17 protein-coding genes are annotated in these 19,982 nt (G+C 54.7%); 3 read left to right on the top strand and 14 right to left on the bottom strand.

All coding sequences use genetic code 11. The features are described 5' to 3' along the window. Positions 1–15: 15 nt before the first annotated feature. The 7 genes from SK58_RS18875 to SK58_RS18845 all read right to left on the bottom strand — a co-directional run bounded on the left by SK58_RS18875 (position 16) and on the right by SK58_RS18845 (position 8,308). Complete coding sequence (locus SK58_RS18875) at positions 16–1,377, bottom strand: MFS transporter (protein ID WP_017694418.1); 1,362 nt, start codon at positions 1,375–1,377, stop codon at positions 16–18. Positions 1,378–1,491: 114 nt separating this feature from the next. Further along, positions 1,492–2,139, bottom strand: coding sequence for an L-fuculose-phosphate aldolase (gene fucA / locus SK58_RS18870; RefSeq protein WP_017383181.1), 648 nt, complete (start codon positions 2,137–2,139; stop codon positions 1,492–1,494). Positions 2,140–2,167: 28 nt separating this feature from the next. Continuing rightward, on the bottom strand, positions 2,168–3,163 hold the full coding sequence (locus SK58_RS18865; RefSeq protein WP_015571284.1) for a LacI family DNA-binding transcriptional regulator: 996 nt from the start codon (positions 3,161–3,163) through the stop codon (positions 2,168–2,170). A 61-nt stretch (positions 3,164–3,224) separates the two neighbouring features. Continuing rightward, entirely contained in the window at positions 3,225–4,814 is a 1,590-nt protein-coding gene (locus SK58_RS18860) for an FGGY-family carbohydrate kinase (protein WP_017383182.1), read from the bottom strand. Positions 4,815–4,825: 11 nt separating this feature from the next. Next, complete coding sequence (locus tag SK58_RS18855) at positions 4,826–5,776, bottom strand: ABC transporter substrate-binding protein (RefSeq protein ID WP_048220311.1); 951 nt, start codon at positions 5,774–5,776, stop codon at positions 4,826–4,828. Between the two features lie 46 nt (positions 5,777–5,822). Continuing rightward, positions 5,823–6,806, bottom strand: a complete 984-nt coding sequence (locus SK58_RS18850) for an ABC transporter permease (protein WP_017383183.1) — start codon at positions 6,804–6,806, stop codon at positions 5,823–5,825. 2 nt (positions 6,807–6,808) lie between these two features. Further along, a complete protein-coding gene (locus SK58_RS18845; protein WP_017694414.1) occupies positions 6,809–8,308 on the bottom strand; it encodes a sugar ABC transporter ATP-binding protein in 1,500 nt (499 codons plus the stop codon). 407 nt (positions 8,309–8,715) lie between these two features. Between SK58_RS18845 and fucI the strand changes: the two genes are divergently transcribed. From fucI to fucU, 3 genes are read left to right on the top strand one after another with little or no spacing between them, the layout of a single operon-like run. Then, positions 8,716–10,494 (top strand): L-fucose isomerase, encoded by a 1,779-nt coding sequence (fucI, locus tag SK58_RS18840; protein WP_017383185.1) that lies wholly within the window; start codon positions 8,716–8,718, stop codon positions 10,492–10,494. A gap of 49 nt (positions 10,495–10,543) precedes the next feature. Continuing rightward, a complete protein-coding gene (fucK, locus tag SK58_RS18835) occupies positions 10,544–11,947 on the top strand; it encodes an L-fuculokinase (protein ID WP_048220440.1) in 1,404 nt (467 codons plus the stop codon). Next, the gene (gene fucU / locus SK58_RS18830) at positions 11,940–12,368 is read left to right on the top strand and encodes an L-fucose mutarotase (RefSeq protein WP_017694412.1); all 429 of its coding nucleotides are present in this window, start codon (positions 11,940–11,942) and stop codon (positions 12,366–12,368) included. Before fucK ends, fucU begins: the two co-directional genes overlap by 8 nt. A 40-nt stretch (positions 12,369–12,408) precedes the next feature. Here the strand turns inward: fucU and cyoE are convergent, their stop codons facing one another. The 7 genes from cyoE to SK58_RS18790 all read right to left on the bottom strand — a co-directional run bounded on the left by cyoE (position 12,409) and on the right by SK58_RS18790 (position 19,771). Beyond that, entirely contained in the window at positions 12,409–13,296 is an 888-nt protein-coding gene (gene cyoE, locus SK58_RS18825; protein WP_017383188.1) for a heme o synthase, read from the bottom strand. A gap of 11 nt (positions 13,297–13,307) precedes the next feature. Beyond that, positions 13,308–13,634 carry a cytochrome o ubiquinol oxidase subunit IV gene (locus tag SK58_RS18820; RefSeq protein WP_006809888.1) on the bottom strand — a complete coding sequence of 109 codons (327 nt, stop codon included), beginning with the start codon at positions 13,632–13,634 and terminating at the stop codon, positions 13,308–13,310. Next, a complete protein-coding gene (locus SK58_RS18815) occupies positions 13,634–14,248 on the bottom strand; it encodes a cytochrome o ubiquinol oxidase subunit III (RefSeq protein ID WP_003859057.1) in 615 nt (204 codons plus the stop codon). Before SK58_RS18815 ends, SK58_RS18820 begins: the two co-directional genes overlap by 1 nt. After that, the gene (cyoB, locus tag SK58_RS18810; protein WP_017383189.1) at positions 14,238–16,229 is read right to left on the bottom strand and encodes a cytochrome o ubiquinol oxidase subunit I; all 1,992 of its coding nucleotides are present in this window, start codon (positions 16,227–16,229) and stop codon (positions 14,238–14,240) included. The genes SK58_RS18815 and cyoB overlap by 11 nt, the downstream gene beginning before the upstream one ends. 16 nt (positions 16,230–16,245) lie before the next feature. Further along, a complete protein-coding gene (gene cyoA, locus SK58_RS18805; protein WP_006809886.1) occupies positions 16,246–17,193 on the bottom strand; it encodes a cytochrome o ubiquinol oxidase subunit II in 948 nt (315 codons plus the stop codon). A 478-nt stretch (positions 17,194–17,671) separates the two neighbouring features. After that, positions 17,672–19,147 (bottom strand): muropeptide MFS transporter AmpG, encoded by a 1,476-nt coding sequence (gene ampG, locus SK58_RS18795; RefSeq protein ID WP_048220310.1) that lies wholly within the window; start codon positions 19,145–19,147, stop codon positions 17,672–17,674. Positions 19,148–19,192: 45 nt separating this feature from the next. Further along, positions 19,193–19,771: a lipoprotein gene (locus tag SK58_RS18790; protein ID WP_003859052.1), complete on the bottom strand. Its 579-nt coding sequence runs from the start codon at positions 19,769–19,771 to the stop codon at positions 19,193–19,195. Positions 19,772–19,982 lie beyond the last annotated feature (211 nt).

Genomic DNA, 19,982 nt, shown 5'->3' with positions numbered 1-19,982 from the left:
AAACCGGGCATTTTTTCAGGCCTTCAGCGCCTGCTCCACCTCAAAGCGATTAGTCACTTTGCTGTCAATTTTGACATACGCACTGCGCTCTTCCGGAACAATCAGCACTTCGCTCACGCCCTCTGTCGCTTCCAGACGCTGTTTTAACGCGTCACCGATTGCCACGTCATCGGGAATTTCTACCCGCAGGCTACTTACATAGCGCGGCTCTTTCATGGTGCTGGCAACAAACAGCCAGAGCATCGCCAGCAGCGCACCGGCGAGGAAAACGGTCTGGGAGTCAAACAGACCGTCCACCCAGCCGCCGAGCGACCCGCCGATAGCCACGCCGAGAAACTGGCTGGTGGAGTAAATGCCCATCGCGGTGCCTTTGTATCCTGCCGGAGACTCTTTGCTGATAAGCGACGGCAGCAGGGCTTCCATCAGATTAAAGGCCAGGAAGAACAGCTGTACGCCGGCGATCAGTTCCCAGAAATGCGGGCCAGCGCCCCACAGCACAATCTCGGCAATCAGCAATAACGCCACGCAGCCCACGAAGACGCGTTTCATTTTGCGCTTCACTTCGGCGTAAATAATGAAGGGCACAACGGAGACAAACGAGATCAGCATTGTGACCAGATAAATTTTCCAGTGCTCTGCCGCCGGGAAACCGGCTGCGGCAAGTTGACCGGGCAGGGCGACGAAGGTGGACATCAGCAGAATGTGCAGGCACATAATGCCGAAGTTCAGCTTAAGCAGGCGCGGCTCGGCGATGACTTTGCTGAAGCAGCCTTTCACCATCCCGGATTCACGGTTGAGGACGTGGTTTTTACTGTCAGGCACAACCCACAGCGTGAGTGCGATCCCAATGGTCGCCAGCACCGCAATCATCCAGAACAGGGCGTGCAGGCCGAGCGCATGAGTGATAACAGGCCCCAGCACCATGGCAATGGCAAACGTGACGCCGAAGCTGACGCCGATAAACGCCATGGCTTTGGTGCGGTTTTGCTCGCGGGTTAAGTCTGACAGCAGCGCCATCACGGCGGCGGCAATCGCCCCGGAACCTTGCAGGGCGCGCCCAAGAATAATTCCCCAGATGGAGTGGGAGAGGGCGGCGATGATGCTGCCAAGTACAAACACCAGCAGCCCGCCGACAATCAGCGGTTTGCGACCCACGCGGTCGGAGAGCAGGCCAAAGGGGATCTGGAATATCGCCTGCGCCAGGCCGTAGATACCAATCGCCAGACCAATCAGCGCTTCGCTGGCACCCTGTAACGCCATGCCATATGTGGTCAGAACGGGCAGGACCATAAACATGCCAAGCATCCGCAGCGAGAAAACAGTCCCTAAACCCCAGGTCGCACGCAGTTCGCCTGGCGTCATTTTATAATCGTTCATTACCACCTCTACCAAAAAGCAGGCCATAGTTTAGGCGGGGTGATAAGTGCGGTAAATAGGTGTTTGTTTAAGAGATATTACGAGGGTGTGATAAAAGCACCCCCGGATAAAAAATTACGCCTCGACGCGCAATCCGTAGCTTTTGAATTTCTCAAGAACAATGGCAATTTCATCGTCACTGAGTACAGGAACGGGATCTACTATCGCCAGCGTGGCCAGGTAGAGTTTTGCCAGCACCTCTACCTCCTGCGCCAGCCACAGTGCCTTTTCAAGATTTTCTTCGCAGGTTATCAGGCCGTGGTGCTGTAAGAGCGTCGCTTTGCGATCGCGTAATGCGACCGCGACATGCTCTGACAGCGCGCGCGTCCCGAAGGTCGCGTAAGGGGCGCAGGGAATGGAGTTTCCCCCGGCGGCGGCAATCATATAGTGAATAGCAGGAATGGGGCGGTTGAGTATCGAGACGGCGGTACAGTTAACCGCATGGTTATGGACGACGGCGTTAGCATCCGGGCGGGTCTGATACACAACCTGATGAAAACGCCATTCGCTGGAGGGCAGTTTATCTTCTTCGTGCCGCCCCTGTGCATCTACATAGACGATACTCTCTTCGGTCAGATGCTCGTAGGGAATTCCGGTCGGCGTAATCAGCATGCCGTCGCGATAGCGAACGCTGATATTGCCGGCGGTGCCCTGATTTAACCCCATGCGGGTCATCTCAAGGCAGGTGTCGATAATGTCTCTGGCTAATCGGGCTCGTTCCATTTTTTATTCTCCGGGTACAGTTTTATTTTTACTGGCGGGAACGTTTGACCAGCTTCATATCGACTTTCGCCGTCTCGTTGACCGCTTCGCCGTCGATGGCTCGCTGCATCAGTTCAAACGCTTTTTCCGCCCAGGTATCTTCATCCTGCTGCATGGACCAGACGCTGTTAGGCAGGAACCCCAGCATGGGGTGCTCATCGAAGGTGCCGATATTGATGTGTTGGGGCACGGTGCCGGTACGCGTCCGCAGGGCTTCAATTGCCCCTTCCAGAACGGGTAACGATGAGGCGATAAACGCCTGCGGAACACCCTGGCTGTCGATAAGCGAATCCATCAGGGCATATCCGCCCTCCGGCGTATTGTCCGGCCCTTCGATGACCCACTCGCGATGGTGAATACCGGCTGTTTTCAGGGCCTGTAAGTAGCCGTTCAGACGGTCCGTAATACTGGGCAGTGCGGTATCGCCCACAAGGAACCAGAGCGGCGTTTTTCTCTCTGCCAGCATGTTGCGGGCCAGTTCATCCCCCCCGGCCTCGTTATGACTCTCAACCAGCGCGTTGTCAGTAAAGCCAAAATCCCGGTCGAGGAGCACCAGTGGTTTTTGGATCTGCCGCAAATGATGCTGCTGGTTTTCCAGCGTCGAGGGAACGATAAACAAGCCGTCCACGTTGCGCGCCATCAGGGCTTTGACCAGCTTATTTTCGTAATCCACATCGTTGTAAGTACAGCTGATCATCAGCTGGTAGCCCGAACGGCGGCAGCGCAGTTCGAGTTTCTCGGCGAGCGTTGCAAAGAACACGTTCGAGATGTTGGGCACGATGAGTCCCAGCGTCTCGGTTTTGTTTAGCTTAAGACTGCGCGCCGAATGGTTGAGGGTATAGCCGAAGCGCTCGACGTGTTCATTAATTCGGGACTGTGTTTTCACGCTGATCCGATACTGTTCGGCTTTCCCGCTCAGTACCAGCCGCACGGTGGTGACGGATAAATTCAGATCCTTCGCTATCTGTTCAACTGTTTTGGCCATCGCTACGCCTCAATCCTTAACGTACGTAAAAAACTGCTGATAAAGCATACGCATCCTGCCATTACATTTCCTGCTGCATCAGGAGATTAAGCGCCTGCTGCTGGGTCCACAGCATCAGGTACGCCTCATATTTTTGCCTGTGGAAAGCCGCGGTTTCCGGCCGACGGGTGATGATGTCGCCGGCTTTGACCATTTCCCGGGTGGCATCGGTGAGCGTTGCCCATGCACCGCTCGCCACAGCGCCGCAAATGGCCGCGCCGAGAGTGACGGCATCTTCTTCGGCTAAGAGATGAATATCGCAGCCCGTGGCATCGGCATACTCCCGCAGCCAGAGCCGGTTATGGGTGGCTCCTCCACAAATGACAATACGCGACAAGGTGTGCCCGTGATGTTTCAGGGTATCCATAATATGTCGTGTGCCATAGGCTATGGCCTGTAGCGTGGCCAGGTAGAGCCTCGCCAGCGCACGTTCACCGGTTTCTAATGTCAGACCGACCACGCTGCCCCGCGCATCCGGACGCGAACGCGGCGAGCGGTTGCCGTGGTGATCGGCCAGAATGTGCAGGTTGCGGGTGGGATATTTTTCTTCCTGTTCAAGCGCGGCTACCCAGTCGTTGAGCAGCGCCACCGGATGGCGTTGCGCCGCTTCTGCTTTTGCAAACAGGTCTGCGCTGGCTCCGTGCTCGCGCAACGTCCAGTCGACCAGCGCCCCGGCAGCACTTTGCCCGCCTTCCGTCAGCCAGTAGCCCGGCAGCATGGCGCTCCAGTAAGGCCCCCAGACGCCGGGCGTATGGATCTCCGTCTGACTGGCAAGCATATGGCAGTTCGAGGTTCCGCTGATGAGCGCCAGCGTGCCCTCCGGGTGTGAGCCCGTCAGCGCCACGCCACCCGCGTGGGCATCGATCATGCCGCTTGCCACAACCACCTCTTCGGGCAACCCCAGAGCTTGCGCTGCCTGTGGGCTGAGTTTCCCGACGCATTCAGCGACGTCCAGAATAGTATCGGGAATTTTTGTCAGTAAGGTCTCCAGCCCCACCTCCCTGAGCAGCGATTCGCTGAACTGCGCCTCATGCGCAAGGTAGTTCCATTTGCAGGTGAGGGTGCACAGGCTGGCGGCGTCCTGGCCCGTCGCTTTCCAGACCAGAAAATCGGCAAGGTCGAAAAAGCGCCAGGCCTGATTCCAGGTTTCAGGATGATGTCGCTGCAACCACAGCAGTTTTGGCAGTTCCATTTCAATACTCACCTCGCCGCCCACGTAGCACAGGGCCGGATCGCGTGTGGCATTGATGCGAACAGTTTCTTCGTGAGCACGATGATCCATCCACATAATGATGTCCTGCGATGCCGGACTGTCGGGGGACACGCTCAGGCCGTTACCCTCAGCATCCAGCGCGACCAGCGAGCACGTGGCGTCGAAGCCAATCGAACAAATGGCGTCGGGTGAGATCCCAGAGGAGTCGACGGCTTCCCGCACCACCGCGCAAACCTGCTGCCAGATCTCCGCGGAGGACTGTTCCACGCGCGCGTTGCTGGCGTGAAACTGCGAAATCGGACGGGTCGCGAAGCTCAAACGCTCGCCTTGCGCAGAGTAAAGCCCAGCACGAACGCTGGCTGAACCCACATCGACCCCGAGGAAATAGCCGTCACTCATCATAAACTTCCTTATTTTTTACCAAACGGATGTAACAGTTTATCAATTTCAGGGGTGTTGATATTCTGCGCATTGACATATTTCACTGGAATATCAATTTCTTTAGCCACCGTCTGTCCGGAAATCACCGCGTTCAGCGCCTTTATGCCCTGATAACCAATCTGGTACGCGTCCTGCACCACGAAGCCCTGAATCACGCCGTTTTTGAGGAAGTTAATGATGGCTTCGGTGCTGTCAAAACCGATGACTTTCACTTTGCCCTTCAGATTCTGGCTGTCGATAGCGTTCGCAACGCCCAGGGTTGAGCCTTCGTTGGTGGCATAAATACCGGCGATATCCGGGTTGGCCTGAACCATATCAATGGTTTTATCCATCGCTTTTTGCGGGTCGCCATCGCTATATTGCACCGGCAGTACCTGAATATTCGGGTACTTCTCTTTCATTCGCTCGCTGAATCCTTCAGAGCGCTCAATGGCGGACGTCGTTCCGGCTACGTGGGCGATAATACCCACTTTCCCCTTCTGGCCTACCTGCTCCGCCAGCGCATCCGCAGCCTGTGCGCCCGCCTTACGGTTATTGGTGGCGACAAAGCTGGCCGGGATATCGGAGTTCACGCCCGAGTCGAAGGTCACCACTTTGATCCCCCGGCTGTTGGCGGTTTCGACCAGCGGGGCAAGGGCGTTTGCATCAAGCGCGGCCAGCAACATGCCGTTTGGCTTTTGTGCCATGGTGTTTTCGACTAACTGGATCTGCTCGGCGATTTGCGTTTCATCGGCAGGGCCAACGTAGCTGGTTTTGTCACCCAACTCTTTTGCGGCAGCTTCCGTCCCCATTTTGACCGTCTGCCAGAATTCGTGCTGGTAACCTTTACTGACTACCGGCAGGTTCAAATCTTTTGCCAGCGCGCTGCTGGACAGGATGGCAACGAGCGACAGGGCGCTCAGGATATGGCTGGTTTTCATTATTTTGCTCCGTTGTAGGGTTGGCAGGGCTTGTTGTATCGAGAACCTAACGCATTCTTTTACGTAACGTGTCCAGATAGACGGCGGCAACGACGACCACGCCCATCGCCACCATCTGCCAGAACTGGGACACGCCCATGAGATTGAGACCGTTTTTCAGCACGCTCATAATGAACGCGCCTATGATGGTGCCGCCAATCGTGCCCACGCCGCCCATCAGACTGGTACCGCCGATCACTACCGCCGCAATGGCTTCCAGCTCATAACCCACGCCTACGGTTGGCTGGCCTGAGTTGAGACGAGAGGCGAGGATCACCCCGGCCACGCCGGTTAACAGGCCGCATAAGGCGTAAACGAAAATTTTCACTCGCTGGACTTTGATCCCGGAAAGATGTGCCGCCGTTTCATTGCTGCCGACAGCGTAGATATAGCGGCCCATCACCGTTTTCTTCAGGATCCACATGGCGATCAGTGCCACGATGACCAGGTAGAACACCGGATAAGGCAGGACGTCGAACAGGCGACCCTGCGCTAGCAGCTTGAACTGCGGGTAGTCAGAAAAATAAATCGCGCGGCCATCGGTCATCACCATATTGATGCCGCGTACCGACATCATTAAGCCGAGGGTGGCAATAAACGGTGGTATGGTCATTTTGGTGACCAGAAACGCGTTCACATAGCCGCAAAGCCCGCCGGCGAGCACGCCTGCCAGAATACAGACCGGCAGCGGCATACCAAACCCGGCGGCGATGCCCACCGCAACCCCTGAGAACGCCACCACCGATCCGAGCGACAGGTCGATCCCGGCGGTAATAATCACAAAGGTTACGCCAATGGCCATGATGCCAATCACCGCCGTTTGCAAGGCGATAGTCATGATATTTTCAGTATTAAAGAAGAACGGTGAGCTGAAGCTGAAAAACAGAACCAGCAATACCAGGCTAAAAAGAGGCGCCAGACGCATCAGGAGCGCTTTATTTATTTTCATCGTATGACTTCCGCTTTGCGGCGATGGAACGGTAACGGACATGATTAATCCTCCAGCGTGGCGTATTGCATGATTTTTTCCTGGGTGGCGTGCTCAGCCTCTATTTCGCCGGCAATGTGGCCGCTGCGCATCACAAGTATGCGGTCGCACATTCCTAATACTTCCGGCAGTTCGGATGAAATCATGATGATCGATTTACCTTTAGCGACAAGGCGGTTCATTAGTTCATAAATTTCCAGCTTGGCGCCAACATCAATTCCCCGGGTTGGCTCATCAAAAATTAAAATATCGGTATCTTTACAGACCCAGCGGGCAATAATGATCTTCTGTTGATTACCGCCGCTTAAATTCAGTGCCGCCTGTTCCAGATGCGGCGTTTTTATTCGCAGCGCATCCACCAGTTTCTTGCTGGACTCCCGGCAGCGTTTTTCATCGACATTACCCGCGGCGCCGGCGTAGTCCGGGTAATTGCCGAGCATAATGTTCATCTCAACGGAAAGGCCGAGGGCGAGTCCCTCTTTTTTGCGGTCTTCTGTTAAATAGCTGATGCCTTTCTCAATGGCGTCAGCCACGTCTTTAATCCGTGTGGGGGTGCCGTTCAGCGTCAGGGTACCGGCGTCGATCGCATCGGCGCCAAACAGGGCCCGGCCCAGTTCCGTTCGGCCTGCGCCCATTAAGCCAGCGAGGCCGAGGATCTCACCGCGCCAGAGGGTAAAGTTGATGTCGTGCAGTACACCATTTCGCGTCAGGCCATTCACCTCCAGCACTTTTTCTCTGCGCTGATGCGGCGGGCGTTTTGGGTAGATGTTATCGAGATTGCGGCCAACCATCATGGCGATAAGCTCGCCGATCTGAACCGTTTCATAATCTACGGTGGCGATGTATTGTCCGTCGCGCATGACGGTCGCGCGATCGGCGATCAGCGCCAATTCTTCCAGACGGTGCGAGATGTAGACTATCCCCGTGCCCTGAGCCTTGAGCATCCGCGTGACGTCAAATAAACTCTCGATTTCACTTTCGGTCAGCGCGGCGGTGGGTTCATCCATGATTAGCACTTTGGCATTGACCGAAATCGCTTTGGCAATTTCCACCATCTGCTGCTGGGCTACGGTTAATTCACTGACGCGGGCGTCCGGGGCGATTTTTAAATTCAGCGTGTGCAGTATTTTCTCAACCGCCTGTCGCTGGGCGCGTTTATCTAACTGCCAGCGACTATTTTTGCAGAATTCACGGCCAATAAAGATATTCTCTTCCACGGTTAAATCGGGAAAGAGATTAAATTCCTGATGGATAATCGTAATACCTGCGTGCTGAGCACTTAGCGGATCGCTGAATGATACGGATTGCCCTTCAAAGCGAATTTCACCGGAATCGGGTTGGTAAACACCGGATAATATTTTCATCAGCGTCGATTTGCCGGCACCGTTTTCACCTAACAGGGCATGAACTTCGCCGCGGCGTAAATCGAAATCAACCTGATTCAGCGCCAGCACGCCGGGAAAGCGTTTGGTGATGCGCGTCATCTGAATAAGAGTCTCTGACATTGCAAAATTCCTGTGTTGGAAAGGCAATGAATCACAAGCCACAGTGATTTAGTTATTAAGCTAACTCGACTTAGCTTTCGTCCTTAAAAGCTATTTTAGGGTCATAATTTAGCCAAATCATTTGTATTCAAATTGTGACGTCGTGCAAAGGTATTTTGTTATTTAATTGAATTCAAACGATATGTTTAGATTTTGCTGAATCGTAATACCTGACACTGATCGAATTTTGACCTCTCATCGTGAAACTGCTCACAGATCCTGCACATTTATCTTGTCTCATTTTTAGTGAGAACCCTAAGCTAATTCGAGTTAGCAAATTTCACCGCTTTCCGTTCACGGTGCTGCCCGGGCGCTTTTTCACGGCTATGCCCCTGAGACGGATAGGTTAACCAACGTGAGGAAGGGCTATGAAAACGATAAAAGCGTTACCCCGGATTGGCATTCGACCTGTTATTGATGGCCGCCGAATGGGCGTACGCGAGTCTCTGGAAGAGCAGACCATGAACATGGCGAAAGCCACGGCGGCGCTACTCAGTGAAAAATTACGCCACCCCTGCGGTACGCCCGTAGAGTGCGTAATTGCCGACAGCTGCATTGCCGGAATGGCGGAATCCGCCGCTTGCGAAGAGAAGTTCAGCACGTGCCACGTTGGTCTGACGATCACCATCACCCCCTGCTGGTGTTACGGGAGTGAAACCATTGATATGGATCCGCTGCGCCCGAAAGCGATCTGGGGCTTTAATGGCACCGAGCGTCCGGGGGCGGTATACCTCGCAGCGGCGCTGGCAGCGCATAACCAGAAAGGGATCCCGGCGTTTTCCATTTACGGCCACGATGTACAGGATGCGGGCGACGAGACCATCCCGGCAGACGTTGAGGAAAAATTGTTGCGCTTCGCCCGGGCGGGCCTGGCGGTCGCCAGCATGAAGGGGAAAAGTTATCTGTCGGTGGGCGGTGTCTCAATGGGGATCGCGGGCTCGATTGTCGATCACAACTTCTTTGAATCCTGGCTGGGGATGAAGGTGCAGGCGGTGGATATGACCGAACTGCGTCGCCGCATCGATCATAAGATTTACGACGAGCAAGAACTTGAGCTGGCCCTGAGCTGGGCGAAGGCACATTTCCGTTTCGGCGAGGATAAAAACGCAGAGCAGTATCGTCGCAATGAACAGGAAAATGCCGCGATCCTGCGGGAGAGCCTGCTAATGGCGATGTGCATCCGCGACATGATGCAGGGCAACCCTAAACTCGCTGCGATGGGCCGCGTGGAGGAATCGCTGGGCTATAACGCCATTGCGTCCGGTTTCCAGGGGCAGCGCCACTGGACGGATCAGTATCCAAATGGCGATACCGCAGAGGCGCTGCTGAACAGCTCTTTCGACTGGAACGGTATTCGCCAGCCGTTGGTAGTGGCGACGGAAAATGACAGCCTTAACGGGGTAGCGATGCTGTTTGGGCATCTGATGACCGGCACCGCGCAGATTTTTGCTGATGTACGCACCTACTGGTCGCCGGAGTCGGTTGAGCGTGTTACCGGCCAGAAGCTCACTGGACGGGCTGAGCACGGCATTATTCATCTGATCAACTCCGGCTCGGCGGCGCTGGACGGTACAGCGGAGCAGAAAGACGCCGAGGGGAAACCGACCCTGAAACCACACTGGGACATTACTGAGCAGGAAGCCAACGCGTGCCTGGCCGCAACCCACTGGTGTCCGGCGGTGCATGAATACTTCCGCGGGGGCGGTTTCTCATCAAACTTCCTCACCCGGGGTGGCGTGCCATTTACCATGACCCGCGTAAACCTCATCAAGGGTGTGGGGCCGGTATTACAGATAGCGGAAGGCTGGAGTGTTGAGCTGCCGGAACACGTACATGACATTCTGAATAAGCGCACCGATTCAACCTGGCCCACCACCTGGTTTGCCCCACGCCTGACCGGTAAAGGCCCGTTCAGCGACGTCTATTCAGTGATGGCGAACTGGGGCGCTAACCACGGGGTATTAACCGTCGGGCACGTCGGCGCTGATTTCATCACCCTGGCGTCCATGCTGCGCATCCCTGTATGCATGCATAACGTACCGGAGGCGCTGATTTATCGGCCGACGGCCTGGGGCGCTCACGGTATGGATCCGGAAGGGCAGGATTACCGCGCCTGTGAAAATTACGGACCGTTATACAAACATTAATCCGGCCTGCCAGCCTGCTCCGGCGGGCTGGCAGCCTGTGGGGACCGCGATGAAAAAATGTTTTCTGGTTCTCGATTGTGGCGCGACGAACGTGCGCGCCATTGCGCTGGATCCCGAAGGGAATATTGTGGCGCGCGCCGCGGTGGCGAACGAAAGCGAAAGCGCCGCTGAAAATCCGGCCTGGCACCAGTGGTCGCTCGACGCCATCATGCAACGGTTTGCCGTCTGTTGTCAGAAAATCAGCGCAGCGCTGAGCGAGCATCACCTGTGCGGAATGAGTGTGACGACCTTTGGCGTGGATGGCGCACTGGTAGATGAGCGGGGAGAACTGCTTTACCCGATCATCAGCTGGAAGTGCCCGCGGACCGTGCCGGTGATGGAAGCGGTTGCCCGTTCATGCTCCCCGGCAGAACTACAGCAGATCACCGGCGTTGGGCAGTTTAGTTTTAACACGTTGTATAAGCTAGGCTGGCTTCAGGACAACCATCCCGATCTGTTACAGCGTGCTCACGCCTGGCTTTTTATCTCCTCGCTAATCAACCATCGCCTGACCGGAAAGATGACGACCGATCTCACGATGGCCGGTACCAGTCAGATGTTCGATCTGCATCAGCAGCGCTTCAGTGAAACGATCTTAAGCAAGATCGGCGTGCCTCATTCCCTTTTCCCGCCGCTGGTTTCCCCCGGAGAAAGGATTGGTGAATTGCGGCCCGACGCTGCATCCAGGCTCGGATTGCCTTGCGGTGTGCCGGTGATCTCCGCCGGGCACGACACGCAGTTTGCCCTTTTTGGCGCCGGGGCGGGAATTAATGAGCCAGTTCTCTCTTCGGGTACCTGGGAGATTTTAATGGCGCGCACCACGCAGGTTGATACCGCTTTGCTGGGGCAATACCCGGGCGCAACCTGCGAACTGGATAGCCGGACGGGGCTCTATAATCCGGGAATGCAATATCTGGCGTCTGGCGTACTGGAGTGGATCCGCGCGCTGTTCTGGTCGCCTGGTACCGACTGGGACACTATTCTGGCTCAGGCGGCGGCAATTCCGAACGGCGCGGATGGCGTCACGATGAATACCCAACTGCTCGATTCTCCACTCGCCGGCTGGCAGGGCGTTACGCTCACCACAACGCCAGCCCATTTTTACCGCGCAGCCCTGGAAGGACTCACGGTGCATCTGCAAGAAAAATGCCTGGCGCTGGAGGCGATCGCGCAATTTAAGGCGCGTGAACTCCTGCTGGTGGGGGGAGGTAGCCGCAATATGCTGTGGAATCAGCTCAAGTCCAATGCGCTTGGGATCCCGGTGAAGGTTCTTGAAGAGGCTGATACGACCGTACTGGGGGCGTCTTTGTACGGATGGTGGGGCGTCGGAGAAACGGCCAGCGCTGAGGCTGCTCGCGATCGGGTCCACTATCGTTACCGTTATTTCTATCCTGAGGAGCAACCTTGTGCTTAAAACGATATCCCCTCTGATTTCACCCGAGCTGCTGAAAACGCTGGCAGAAATGGGTCATGGTGACGAGATTATTTTTGCAGATGCTCACTTTCCCGCGCACAGCCTGGGGCCAAAGACGATCCGCGCAGATGGCCTGCTCATCAGCGATTTGCTGGCCGCGGTGATACCGCTGTTTGAACTGGACAGCTATGCGCCACCGCTGGTGATGATGGCCCCTGTCGACGGGGATACGCTCGATATCCAGGTCGAAGCGCGCTATCGCAACGCACTCTTTGGTGAGGCGGAAGGGGAGGGGGTTACGCGTATTGACCGTTATGCGTTTTATGCGCGGGCACAGAAAGCGTACGCCATCGTGGTGACGGGCGAGACCGCGAAATACGGCAATATACTGTTAAAGAAAGGGGTTACGCCGTACCAATAAAAAAAGCCGGGCTAAACCCGGCGTTTTTACATCAGTCTTCTTACCAGACGTAAGTCAGCAGGTGTTGTGAATCTGGCACCATGAAGTCTACGGACATCATCACGGACAGTGAGGTGATGGCGACAATCGAGAACACAAACAGCTTGCGTGCCCAGACCTTGTCATCTTCCACTTTATAACCGCGCAGGGCCATGCCGAGCCACCATACGCTCACCGCAGCTGCTACCACCAGATATTTATATCCGGCGTAACCGCCCAGAGAGAGCATCAGCGTTGCCACGGCAAAAGCGATGATGTAGAGCGTGATGTGGTTCTTGGCAACCGAAATGCCTTTCACGACCGGCAGAACCGGAATGTTCGCCGCCTGATAATCCTTAAAGCGGAAAATCGCGATGGCGTAGGAGTGCGGCATCTGCCACAGGCTAAAGATAGCCAGCAGGATGAGCGCACCGCTGTCGAACTCGTTCGTGACGGCGCAGTAGCCAATCACCGGCGGCGCCGCGCCGGAGAGAGAACCAATCAGCGTGCCGTAGACGGAGTGACGTTTCATATACAGGCTGTAGACGCCCACATACACCACGAACCCCATCACCCCCAGCCAGCAGGCCAGCGGGTTAGCACCAAACCACAGCAGCATAAAGCCAGCAATACCCAGCAAGGTGGCGTACACCAGCGAGACGGAAGGAGCAATCAGGCCTTTAACCAGCACCCGATTTTTGGTCCTTTCCATCTTCTTGTCGATATCCATGTCGATGTAGTTGTTAAATACACAACCGGACGCAACCACCAGTGACACACCGACCAGCGTGTAAATAAAGAGGGTGTAATCAATGCTGCCTTTAGAGGCCAGCAGGAACCCTCCGATTACGGAGATCAGGTTGCCAAAGATGATGCCTGGTTTCGTGACTTGCAGGTATTGCTTAAACATACTCGCCGCTCTTAGTGAACCATCATGTTGTAGTTAAGGTTCCACATAATCCAGATGGAACCGACTACCAGGATAGCGATGATAATCACGGTAAAGATAAAGGCCGTCATGTTCCAGCCTTCATCGGACTTGGTGTTCATGTGCAGGAAGCAAACCAGATGCACCAGAATCTGAATCACCGCGGTCACCAGGATTGCGCCCAGGATAACCGGCTTAGATGCAGAACCGTTCATCACCATCCAGAACGGGATCACCGTCAGAATGATCGACAGGATGAAGCCTGTCATGTAGGTTTTTACGCTGCCGTGGGAAGCGCCATGATCGTTAGAATGACTCATTACATCGCCCCCATCAGATAGACAACAGAGAACACACAGATCCATACCACGTCCAGGAAGTGCCAGAACAGGCTCAGGCACATAATACGGGTACGGTTAGTACTGGTCAGGCCGCGACGGGAGATCTGGAACATCAGCACCGCCATCCAGATCAGACCCGAGGTCACGTGCAGACCGTGGGTGCCTACCAGCGCGAAGAACGCTGACAGGAAGCCGCTACGATCCGGGCCGAAACCTTCCATGATCAGGTGATGGAATTCATAGATTTCCATCCCGATAAAGCCAGCACCAAACAGCCAGGTCAACGCCAGCCAGGAGACAACCTGGCTCTTGTTGTTTTTGTACATGGCGATAGCCGCCATGCCGTAGGTGATGGAGCTGAATAACAGCAGTGCGGTTTCAACCAGAACGAACGGCAGTTCAAAGATGTCCTTACCGGTCGGGCCGCCCGCTGTGCCGTTCACCAGAACGGCATAGGTTGCGAACAGACAGCAGAACAGGATGCAGTCGCTCATCAGGTAGATCCAGAAACCGAAGACTTTCGTCGGTCCTGTATCATGGTGCGCATGTTCATGCGCGTGGGCAGTTGAGTGCGCCAGAGTATCAGTTGCCATTTTTCAGCCCCGCTTTAGAAATCTCGTCAAAATGCTGGTTTTCCAGCTTTTCAACTTCACGGACTGGTACGTAGTAGTCCACGTCCTCGTCAAAGCTCTTCACAATCCAGCTGATTACGATGCCAGCGAAGCCAACAATCGCCATCCACCAGATGTGCCAGATCATTGCGAAACCAAATACCGTTGCGAAAGCGGCAATGACCATGCCCGCGGCGCTGTTTTTCGGCATATGGATCTCTTCGTAATGCTCAGGTTGCTTGTACGCTTCACCTTTTTCTTTCATTTCCCAGAATGCATCACGCTCGTGAATGTGCGGCACTACGGCAAAGTTATAGAACGGAGGCGGAGAAGAGGTCGCCCACTCCAGCGTACGGCCACCCCACGGGTCACCGGTCAGGTCGCGGTTCAGGTTACGGTCACGGATAGACACGTAGTACTGAATCAGCTGGCACAGAATACCGCAGGCAATCAGCGCTGCGCCGCCCGCTGCAACCATCAGCATTGGGTGGAACTGCGGATCGATCTGCTGGCTCAGACGACGGGTCATCCCCATGAAGCCCAGCACGTACAGCGGCATAAACGCCACGAAGAAGCCGATGATCCAGAACCAGAACGCGCGTTTACCCCATTTTTCGTTCAGGGTGAAACCGAACGCTTTTGGCCACCAGTAGGTCACACCAGCGAAGCAGCCGAAGACCACGCCACCGATGATAACGTTATGGAAGTGCGCAATCAGGAACAGACTGTTGTGCAGAACGAAGTCAGCACCTGGTACCGCCAGCAGTACGCCGGTCATCCCACCTACGGAGAAGGTCACGATGAAGCCGATGGTCCACAGCATAGCTGAGTGGAACACGATACGACCCTGGTACATGGTGAACAGCCAGTTGAAGATCTTAACCCCGGTCGGGATCGCGATAATCATGGTGGTAATACCGAAGAAGGCGTTTACGTTGGCACCCGCACCCATGGTGAAGAAGTGGTGCAGCCAGACGATGAACGACAGGACGGTAATACATACGGTTGCCCACACCAGAGAGGTGTAACCAAACAGGCGTTTGCGCGAGAAGGTTGCCGCGATTTCGGAGAACACACCGAACACCGGCAGAACCAGGATGTACACTTCCGGGTGACCCCAGGCCCAAATCAGGTTGATGTACATCATCATGTTGCCACCCATATCATTCGTGAAGAAATGGGTACCCAGATAGCGATCCAGGGTCAGCAGCGCGATGGTGACGGTCAGAATTGGGAACGACGCGATAATCAGGACGTTGGCGCACAGAGATGCCCAGGTAAATACTGGCATCTTGAACATCGTCATACCTGGTGCACGCATCTTCAGGATGGTCACGAAGAAGTTAATACCGGTCAGGGTGGTACCGACACCGGAGAGCTGAAGCGCCCAAATCCAGTAGTCAACGCCCACGCCCGGACTGTACTCAATTCCCGACAGCGGCGGGTAGGCCAGCCAGCCAGTCTGAGCAAATTCGCCCACACCCAGTGACAGGTTAACCAGGATAACGCCGACAACCGTGAACCAGAAGCTCAGGTTGTTCAGGAACGGGAACGCAACGTCGCGCGCGCCGATTTGCAGCGGAACGACCACGTTCATCAGACCGATTACCAGCGGCATCGCCACGAAGAAGATCATGATAACGCCGTGGGCGGTAAAGATCTGATCGTAGTGGTGCGGTGGCAGGAAGCCGGCTTCGCCCGCAGACGCAAGCGCCTGCTGGCTACGCATCATGATTGCATCCGCAAAGCCACGAATTAACATGACGATACCGACGATGCAGTACATGATACCGAGTTTTTTGTGGTCAACCGAAGTCAGCCACTCATTCCACAGGTAGCTCCACTTACCGAAGTAAGTGATCAGGCCAACTAAGGCCGCGCCACCAATGATAATTGCAGCCACCGTAACCATAATAATCGGTTCATGGTAGGGCACTGCATCCAGTGTCAATTTTCCGAACATTTTCTTCCTCGGCCCCTTAGTGAGCGGTTTCCGCGTGGCTCATGTCCATGCCTTCCATACCCTGGTGCGTGTTGTGCTCGCCTTCAGGCTGGGTCATGTCCATGCTCATGCCGTGATCCATAAATTTGCCAATAACGTCTTTGAACAGATTCGGTTTCACGTTAGAGAAGTACTCCACCTTGTTGTATTCGCTAGGTGCAGCCACTTTTTCGAACGCCGCCATGTCAGACATGGTGTTTGGAGACTGCTTCGCTTTTGCAACCCACTGGTCGAAAGTCGCGCGGTCTGGCGTAGCGATAGCTTTGAACTTCATACCCGAGAAGCCCGGGCCACTATAGCTGGCGGAGATACCGTCGTAGGTGCCTGCTTCATTCGCGATCAGGTGCAGGTTAGTCTGCATACCGGCCATCGCGTAAATCTGGCTGCCCAGACGTGGGATGAAGAAGGAGTTCATTACGGAGTTGGAGGTCACTTTGAACTGAACCGGAGTGTTCGCCGGGAAGGCGATTTCATTCACGGTAGCAATGCCCTGTTCTGGATAGATGAAGAACCATTTCCAGTCCATGGAGACCACTTCAATGGTAATAGGTTTTTCATCGTGAACCAGCGGTTTGCTCGGCTCAAGTGCGTGAGTGGTTTTCCAGGTCAGTACAGCAAGGAACAGGATGATCAGAATAGGTACCGTCCAGACCACAGCTTCCACTTTATTGGAGTGTGACCAGTTAGGGCTATACTTCGCATCTTTATTGCTCGCACGATACTTCCAGGCGAAACCAACAGCCATCAAGATGGCAGGAATAACCACAATCAACATCAGGCCAAAAGCCGTCAGTATCAATGAACGTTGTTCCAGTCCAATCTGTCCTTTGGGGTCTAGTAGTGCAGAATCGCAGCCACTGAGTAATACAGTGCCTGCGAATAATGACAACCATCCCAAACTTTTATTGTATTTCCTGAGTCTCATTTAACGACCTCAATTCCACGGGAGTCTGGTGGCGTTTAAAGTGTGGGGGCATTTTACGGGAAGGTTACATTACTGTAAACATCATTAGCCCTGTGTCAGGAAGGTGTTACCGGGTTCTGCCGCACATGTCACAAGTGTTGCAAATTATGTCGCGTTTTCCGGGGGAAGCCGCACGGAGCGGGCGTTATAACGAAAGGGTGCCCCAGCATACCGCAAAAGGGACAATTGGTATAACCATTGTGAAAAATATACAAATAATTAACAATTAATTATCAATAAAAAGACAACTAAAAAACGAAAATTCAATCTTTCGAATGCTGAATCGTTTAACGGAAAATAGCGTAGCGAAATAAGCTCCAATAATTTCCGAATGCTATCCCGCACAAAACAACAAATATTTTTTTTGCCGATGGCGGTTATTTCGCCGTTATAATTTCGTGTCGTTATTACAACGGGAAATAACCTTTCGCTTTTTACTTCATGTCATCTGCGTTTTCCGCAATGACATGAAATCCAGCATCCCACCGGTCAGGATACCCACGATGGCGAGTAACACCCCTGCATCAAGCAGCTGGGTTTCAAACGGAAGCGACAAGGTGGTCGTCGCATTCAAGATGAGTACCGCGAGCCACACTACCAGCGCAAGACAACCAGCCATCAGCAGACGCAGGGCAAACCGATAGGCAGCCTGATATTCCGTGCGCGGCATGAAGTGTTCCGTCCGCTGGGTATATTCCAGCGTCTGGCGACAGACCAGCAGCAATAAAATCCCCGGCACCGCCGCCGCCACCGAGAAGAGATAAAACGTCGGCCAGCCGTGAGCTTCAACAAACCAGCCCGCGACGGGGCCAACGTATACGCGCCCGACGGCAGAAAGGGCAGACAGTAGCGCAAATTGGGTGGCGGAAAATGACTTATTGCACAGCGTCATCAGCAGGGCGACAAATGCCGCAGTGCCCATACCGCCACACAGGTTTTCAAAGAATACCGCCGTCGCCATGCTGATCATATGCTTGTCGGTGATCGACAGCAGCCAGTAACCGGCATTCGATGCGCCCTGAAGGATGCCGAAGATCAGCAGAGCGCGGAACAGCGTCAGGCGCTGCATCAATACACCGCCGTACAGCGCGCCGACGATCGTGGCAAACAGCCCCAGGGTTTTGTTCACCACGCCGACTTCGCCCGCATCAAACCCGACGCCGCGGATCAGGAAGGTGGTGGTCAGACTCATGGCGAAAGCGTCGCCAAGCTTATAAAGGACAATCAGCAGCAGGATCAGCCAGGCATTATTGCGACCAAAGAAATCGCGGAGCGGTGCGGCGACGGCCTGCTCCAGCGAGCGGGGGACCGGAATCACATCGCTCGGTTCAGGCGCGAATAGCGTGGCAATAATGCAGGGGATCAGCAGAGCGGCCATCAGCCAGTACATTCCCTGCCAGCCGAGATAGCGGTCGGCAAGCCAGAGGGCCAGCCCGCCGGAAACCAGCATACCCAGGCGGTAGCCAAGCACGCTGATTGCCGCACCGGCGCCACGCTCTTCTGCTGGCAGGACGTCCGTCTTCCAGGCGTCAAAAACAATGTCCTGCGAAGCGGAGCAGAAGGCGATCACCACCGCAAGCGCGGCCATCCAGCGCAGCTGTGTTGACGGCTCAAGGAAACCCATTGCGGCAATGGCCAGCAACAGCAGCACCTGCGTCATCACTAACCAGCCGCGACGGCGCCCGAGGAACGGTGGGGTATAGCGATCCATCACCGGCGACCACAGGAACTTAAAGACGTAAGCCTGGCCGACGAGCGAGAAGAAACCAATGGTTTTAAGATCGATGTTCTCAACCGTCATCCACGCCTGTAACGTGCCGGAGGTGAGCGCAAGGGGTAAACCGGAGGCGAAACCAAGGATCAGCAGAATAGCTGATTTCGGTTGCTGGAAAATACGTAAGTAGTGACTGGACATGTTCTTATGAACTGACCCGGTGAAGCACCGGGTCAGTCAGCAGGATTAACGGGCGTTCTGCTTGATGAAGTCGTGAATGCTGGTGTCCTGTGCCATGTCGGCAATGGTGTCAGTCAGCACACTGTTAACCGCGTCAGCGATATTTTTGTTGGAGGCCTGGAATGCGCCTTCAACGGAATAGCTTGCACGGTAGTTTTTGTTCATTTTATTGCCGTTCTTCGCGGTAGCAATGATGGCGATATCGGCTTTGGTCGCAATGTTGTAGCGAACGTTACCCTGGGAGACGTCAGCGTACAGGTTGTTCACGATGATTTGCAGATCAACCGCGCCGCTTGGGCCAATCATGTAGCCACGGGAGGTCATCTGTTTTTCCAGCACTTCCTGCAACAGGAAGCGCAGGTCGCGGGAGGCGGTCAGCGTGACCTGCTGGTTGTCGCGAGTCACTTTCGCCAGCGCCTGGTCCTGACGCTGATCGGCGCCATTAATGCTGACTGTGACGCCCATCAGGCTTGGATCCTGCTGAGGCAGGGTAATTTTTGGTGAAACGTCAATGGTCGTCGGCGGAGTCGCGCAGCCGGCGAGCATAAAGAGTGCTACCAACGGAAAGAAGAGTTTTTTTAACATTTTCGGGTTCTCAACGAATCGTAAGCAAAGAGAGAAAAATTGCCGCCATCATAACATCGCTAACGGCCAGGGGAAGTGGTCAACGCATGTAAATTCATCGCCTTGTCCGAAAACTGACCACCTTTCCGCTTTTCTCTGCCTGTAAGTGACAAAACGTATGAACCTCATAGTGAACTTCATTCGTTTGGATGAGAAAATCAGACGAAAGCTA

Source organism: Enterobacter sp. BIDMC93 (genome assembly GCF_001037805.1).
GTDB classification, from domain to species: Bacteria; Pseudomonadota; Gammaproteobacteria; order Enterobacterales; family Enterobacteriaceae; genus Enterobacter; species Enterobacter hormaechei_C.
Note: the sequence above shows the minus strand (reverse complement) of the source record. Positions and strands in the feature narration are given on the sequence as shown.